Raw genomic sequence first — 1,218 nt, forward strand, 5'->3', positions numbered from 1 at the left:
CGGCAGCGGCACCACCGATTCGAACAACTATGCCGTCGACACCCTGCGTCCGACCGCCACCATCGTGGTCGCCGATACGGCGCTGAGCGTCGGCGAAACCTCGCTGGTGACCATAACCTTCAAAAAGGCGGTCAGCGGGTTCGACAATTCGGACCTGACCGTCAGCAACGGCACGCTCAGCACCATGAGCAGCACCGACGGTGGCGTCACCTGGACGGCCACCTTCACGCCGAGCGCCAGTATTTCCGACACCAGCAACGTGATCACGTTGGACAATACCGGCCTGATCAATGGCGCGGGCAACGCCGGTGTCGGTACTACCGACTCCAACAACTACGCCGTCGACACGGTGCGACCAACGGCGACCATCGTCGTGGCCGACACCGCCATTGCCGCCGGCGAGACCTCGCTGGTAACCATCACCTTCAGCGAGGCGGTGACCGCGTTCACCAGTGCCGACCTGACGGTTGCCAACGGCGTTATTTCCGGGCTGAGCAGCAGCGACGGCGGCATCACCTGGACCGCGACCTTCACGCCGACCGCTGGCGTCACCGACACCAGCAACGTCATTTCGCTCAACAGCGGCGGTATCGTCGACCTGGCGGGCAACGTCAACGTCGGCACGACCGACTCCAATAACTACAGCATCGACAGCCAGCGTCCGACCGCGACCATTGTGCTGAGCGACTCTGCGCTGAGACCGGGCGAAACCGCTCAAGTGACCATTACCTTCAGCGAGGCGGTGACCGGCTTCACCAACGCCGACCTGAGCGTGGCAAATGGCACATTGAGCGCGGTGAGCAGCAGCGACGGCGGCTTGACCTGGACCGCCACTTTCACGCCGGACCTGGGCGTGACCGACGCCACCAACCTGATCGTGCTGGACAATACCGGTGTGAGCGATGCGGCGGGCAATACCGGAACAGGCACCACCAACTCGGCCAATTATGCCGTGGAGACGCGGGTGCCAACGGCCACCGTCGTGGTGGCTGATAACGCCCTCAGCGTGGGGGAAACCTCGTTGGTGACCATCACCTTCTCGGAGGCCGTCAGCGGTTTTGACAATGCCGACCTGAGCGTGAGCAACGGCACACTGAGCAACGTCTCGTCCACCGACGGCGGCGTGACCTGGACAGCCACGTTCACCCCGACGAGCAATATCACCGATACCAGCAACCTGATCAGCCTGGACACCAGCGGTGTGGTCAACGTGTCGGG

1 protein-coding gene is annotated in these 1,218 nt (G+C 63.4%); it reads left to right on the forward strand.

Going from position 1 to position 1,218, the window contains the following annotated elements; translation table 11 throughout:
* The coding region (locus GSM73_RS26785; RefSeq protein WP_256676680.1) for an Ig-like domain-containing protein at positions 1-1,218 on the forward strand (1,218 nt) is incomplete at both ends.

Source organism: Pseudomonas sp. PICF6 (assembly GCF_009831705.1).
Taxonomy (GTDB): Bacteria; Pseudomonadota; Gammaproteobacteria; order Pseudomonadales; family Pseudomonadaceae; genus Aquipseudomonas; species Aquipseudomonas rhizophila.